This window comes from Streptococcus sp., from assembly GCF_019414905.1.
Lineage (GTDB): Bacteria > Bacillota > Bacilli > Lactobacillales > Streptococcaceae > Streptococcus.
In genome coordinates, this window is sequence record NZ_DXLC01000122.1 from 1 (window position 1) to 3,459 (window position 3,459).

The window sequence follows — 3,459 nt, forward strand, 5'->3', positions numbered from 1 at the left end:
GTCAGATGTGTATAAGAGACAGACCTTGGATAAATACCGCCGTGTTCTGAGAGAAGGAACCATCTGGATAGCTGAGATTGAGGCCAAGGAAAGAGAAAATTCTGGCATCAATACTCTCAAGATTGACTACAATAAAAAAGATGGCTACTATTTCCATGTGACCAATTCGCAACTAGGAAATGTGCCTGCTCACTTTTTCCGCAAGGCAACGCTGAAAAACTCAGAACGTTTTGGAACCGAAGAATTAGCCCGTATCGAGGGAGATATGCTGGAGGCGCGTGAGAAGTCAGCTAACCTAGAGTACGAAATTTTTATGCGTATTCGTGAAGAGGTCAGCAAGTACATCCAGCGTTTGCAGGCTCTAGCCCAAGGAATTGCGACAGTTGATGTCTTACAGAGTCTGGCGGTTGTGGCTGAAACCCAGCATTTGATTCGACCTGAATTCAGAGATGATTCGCGAATTGATATCCAGAAAGGGCGCCATGCTGTCGTTGAAAAGGTCATGGGGGCTCAGACCTATATTCCCAATACGATTCAGATGGCAGAAGATATTAGTATTCAACTGATTACAGGGCCAAACATGAGCGGGAAGTCAACCTACATGCGTCAGTTAGCCATGACGGCGGTTATGGCCCAGCTGGGTTCTTATGTGCCAGCGGAAAGCGCCCATTTACCGATTTTTGATGCCATTTTTACCCGTATCGGAGCAGCAGATGACTTGGTTTCAGGCCAATCAACCTTTATGGTGGAGATGATGGAGGCCAACAATGCCATTTCGCATGCGACTAAGAATTCTTTGATTCTCTTCGATGAGTTAGGTCGTGGAACTGCAACTTATGACGGTATGGCTCTTGCTCAGTCTATCATCGAATACATTCATGAGCATATCGGAGCCAAGACCCTCTTTGCGACCCACTACCATGAGTTGACTAGTCTAGAGTCCAGCCTGGAACACTTGATCAATGTTCACGTGGCAACCTTGGAGCAGGATGGGCAGGTCACCTTCCTTCACAAGATTGAACCAGGACCAGCCGATAAATCCTATGGTATCCATGTTGCCAAGATTGCTGGCTTGCCAGCAGACCTTTTAGCAAGGGCGGATAAGATTTTGACTCAGTTAGAGAATCAGGGTACAGAAAGCCCAGATACTATGAAACAAACAAGTGCCGTCACTGAACAGATTTCACTCTTTGACGCGCCAGCAGACCATCCTATCCTAACAGAATTAGCTAAACTGGATGTTTACAATATGACACCTATGCAGGCTATGAATGTCTTGGTCGAGTTAAAACAAAAATTATAAAGAATGAACTATTTGTCATTCTAGCTGTATCAAGGAGACTTCTTTGACAATCCCCCACTTTTTTGCTAGAATAACATCACACAAACAGAATGAGAAGAAGCTGACACATTGTCGCTCCCTTTTGTCTATTTTTTAAGGAGAAAGTATGCTGATTCAGAAAATAAAAACCTACAAGTGGCAGGCCTTGGCTTCGCTCCTGATGACAGGCTTGATGGTTGCTAGTTCACTTTTGCAACCGCGTTACCTGCAGGAAGTGTTAGACGCCCTACTTGCTGGGAAATATGAAGCTATTTATAGTATCGGGGCTTGGTTGATTGGTGTGGCCTTGGTCGGTTTGGTTGCTGGTGGGCTTAATGTTATCCTTGCAGCCTATATTGCCCAAGGAGTTTCATCTGACCTTCGGGAGGACGCCTTCCGTAAAATCCAAACCTTTTCTTATGCCAATATTGAACAATTTAATGCGGGAAATCTAGTCGTTCGAATGACAAATGATATCAACCAGATTCAGAACGTGGTCATGATGACCTTCCAAATTCTTTTCAGACTTCCCCTCTTGTTCATCGGTTCGTTTATCCTTGCGGTTCAAACTCTTCCTTCGCTGTGGTGGGTGATTGTTCTCATGGTGGTCTTGATTTTTGGTTTGACTGCTGTCATGATGGGAATGATGGGGCCTCGTTTTGCCAAGTTTCAAACCCTTCTTGAACGCATTAATGCCATTGCCAAGGAAAATTTGCGTGGCGTTCGTGTGGTCAAGTCCTTTGTCCAAGAAAAAGAGCAGTTTGCTAAGTTTACAGAGGTTTCAGACGAGCTACTCGGTCAAAATCTTTACATCGGTTATGCCTTTTCAGTAGTGGAACCTTTTATGATGTTGGTCGGTTATGGGGCGGTCTTCCTCTCTATTTGGCTAGTTGCAGGGATGGTTCAGTCGGATCCGTCAGTTGTTGGATCCATTGCTTCCTTTGTCAATTACCTAAGCCAGATTATCTTTACCATTGTTATGGTTGGATTTTTGGGAAATTCTGTCAGTCGTGCTATGATTTCCATGCGTCGTATTCGAGAAATTCTTGACGCAGAGCCAGCCATGACCTTCAAGGATGTCCCAGATGAAGAGTTGGTTGGAAGTCTTAGCTTTGAAAATGTAACCTTTACCTATCCAATGGACAAGGAACCAATGCTGAAAGATGTGACCTTTACTATCGAACCTGGTCAGATGGTTGGTGTCGTTGGAGCAACTGGTGCAGGAAAATCAACCTTGGCTCAATTGATTCCGCGTCTCTTTGACCCGCAGGAAGGGGCTATCAAAATCGGAGGAAAGGATATTCGAGAAGTGAGTGAAGGGACCCTACGTAAAGCTGTCTCTATCGTTCTCCAACGTGCCATTCTCTTCAGTGGAACGATTGCAGATAACTTGAGACAGGGTAAGGGAGATGCTACTCTATTTGAAATGGGGCGCGCAGCCAATATTGCCCAGGCTAGTGAATTCATTCATCGTATGGAGAAAACCTTTGAAAGTCCAGTTGAGGAACGAGGAACCAATTTCTCAGGTGGGCAAAAACAAAGGATGTCGATTGCGCGTGGGATTGTCAGCAATCCGCGCATTCTGATTTTTGACGATTCGACCTCAGCCTTGGATGCCAAGTCAGAGCGCCTGGTGCAAGAAGCCTTGAATAAGGATCTGAAGGGGACGACAACCATTATCATCGCGCAAAAGATTAGCTCGGTTGTCAATGCAGATAAAATCTTGGTTTTAGATCAAGGACGATTGATTGGTCAAGGTACGCATGCAGACTTGGTTGCCAACAATGCTGTTTACCGTGAAATCTATGAAACACAGAAGGGAAAGGAGGAGTAAAATGAAGACAGTTCAATTTTTTTGGAATTATTTTAAAGTTTATAAGTTATCATTTGTAGTTGTTATTCTGATGATTGTTCTAGCGACTCTTGCCCAAGCCCTCTTTCCAGTCTTTTCTGGACAAGCAGTGACGCAGTTAGCTAATTTAGTTCAAGCTTATCAAGATGGTAATCCAGAACTTGTTTGGCAGAGTCTATCAGGAATCATGGTCAATCTTGGTCTGCTGGTTTTGGTTCTCTTTATCTCCAGTGTCATATACATGTGTCTTATGACGCGCGTGATTGCAGAATCGACCAACGAGATG

Annotated in this window: 2 protein-coding genes and 1 pseudogene; all 3 read left to right on the forward strand. The window is 44.4% G+C overall.

Translation table 11 applies throughout. The features are described 5' to 3' along the window. On the forward strand, positions 1 to 1,303 hold a 1,303-nt coding region (gene mutS / locus QZ359_RS03685), incomplete at its 5' end, for a DNA mismatch repair protein MutS (protein WP_293960169.1). A gap of 145 nt (positions 1,304 to 1,448) precedes the next feature. Further along, positions 1,449 to 3,155, forward strand: a complete 1,707-nt coding sequence (gene patA / locus QZ359_RS03690) for a multidrug efflux ABC transporter subunit PatA (RefSeq protein ID WP_293960172.1) — start codon at positions 1,449 to 1,451, stop codon at positions 3,153 to 3,155. A gap of 1 nt (position 3,156) precedes the next feature. Next, a pseudogene (locus tag QZ359_RS03695) lies at positions 3,157 to 3,459 on the forward strand (ABC transporter ATP-binding protein); the annotation flags it as partial.

Excerpts from the sequence above, each read along its gene's own strand:
- patA (WP_293960172.1), top strand. The coding sequence starts at position 1,449 with ATGCTGATTCAGAAAATAAAAACCTACAAGTGGCAGGCCTTGGCTTCG.